Origin of the sequence: Phenylobacterium sp. (genome assembly GCF_016793225.1) — a bacterium.
Taxonomy (GTDB): domain Bacteria; phylum Pseudomonadota; class Alphaproteobacteria; order Caulobacterales; family Caulobacteraceae; genus Phenylobacterium.
In genome coordinates, this window is record NZ_JAEUMN010000057.1 from 1 (window position 1) to 1,255 (window position 1,255).

At 72.4% G+C, this 1,255-nt stretch carries 2 protein-coding genes; both read left to right on the forward strand.

Annotated elements, in window-relative coordinates; translation table 11 throughout:
• A partial coding sequence (locus JNK30_RS06695) for a bile acid:sodium symporter (RefSeq protein ID WP_293481282.1) occupies positions 1 to 649 on the forward strand: 649 nt, incomplete at its 5' end.
• A 12-nt stretch (positions 650 to 661) separates the two neighbouring features.
• Positions 662 to 1,255 (forward strand): SDR family NAD(P)-dependent oxidoreductase (locus JNK30_RS06700; protein WP_293481283.1); only part of this gene is annotated, 594 nt, incomplete at its 3' end.

Genomic DNA, 1,255 nt, shown 5'->3' on the forward strand with positions numbered 1-1,255 from the left:
CTCGACGATCCAGAGTTCCATCGCGTTCGTGAGCGTGGCGCGCGGCAACGTGGCGGCCGCCGTGGCCGCCGCCTCCGCGTCGAACATGCTGGGCGTCTTCCTCGCGCCTCTCCTCGCCAGCCTGCTGCTGCACGCGGGCGGGGCCATCAATCCCGGCTCCTTCTGGGCCATCGTCCTGCAGCTCCTGGCGCCCTTCGTCGCCGGCCAGCTGCTGAGGCCCTGGATCGGGGGGTTCGTCGCCCGTCACAACGCGACGCTCGGCAAGCTCGACCGCAGCACCATCATCCTGATCGTCTATGTGGCCTTTTCCAGCGCGGTGGTGAGCGGGGTCTGGGATCGGCTCGGCGCGATGGACCTCGCCCGGCTCGTGGTCCTCTGCACGGTCCTGCTCGCGGCGGCGCTGGCGCTGACCTTGGTCGCCGCCCGCGCGCTCCGCTTCTCGACTGAGGACGAGATCGCCATCGTCTTCTGCGGATCGAAGAAGTCGCTCGCCAGCGGCGCGCCGATCGCCGCCGCCCTGCTGACGCCCGCAGCCGCAGGCGTGGCGATGATCCCGCTGCTGGTCTTCCACCAGATCCAGCTCATGGCCTGCGCGGCGATCGCCCAGCGTTACGCCCGGCGACCTGACACGGCGGCCGAAAGCGTCTAGAGACCCGCCGCCATGACTGATCTGCCGCTTACCGATCGCGTCGCCCTCGTCACCGGCGCCAGCCGCGGGATCGGCCGCGCCGCCGCGCTCGCCCTTGCGGCCGCCGGCGCCCATGTGGTCGCCGTGGCCCGCACGCAGGGGGCCCTGGAGACGCTGGACGACGAGATCCGGACCGCAACCGGCCAAGGCGCGACCCTGGTCCCCATGGACATCGGCGAGGCCGACGGCCTCGACCAGCTGGGCTTCGCGATCCACCAGCGCTTCGGTCGGCTCGACGTCCTGGTGCACGCCGCGGCCCTCCTGGGGTCGCTGACGCCGGTGTCGCACATCGAGCCGAAGCACTGGGAGCGGCTGGTCGCCGTGAACCTCACGGCGCCGGCGCGGCTGATTCGGTCATGCGAGCCGCTGCTGCGGGCCGCCGCCGCGCCGCGCGCCATCTTCCTGACGTCCAGCCGCGCGTCCCAGCCGAAGGCGTTCTGGGGGCCCTACGGCGCCACCAAGGCCGGCATGGAGAACCTCGTCCGGACGTGGGCGGACGAACTGGAGAACACGCCCGTGCGGGCGGTCCTGCTCGATCCCGGCGCGATGCGGACCCGGATGCGGGCC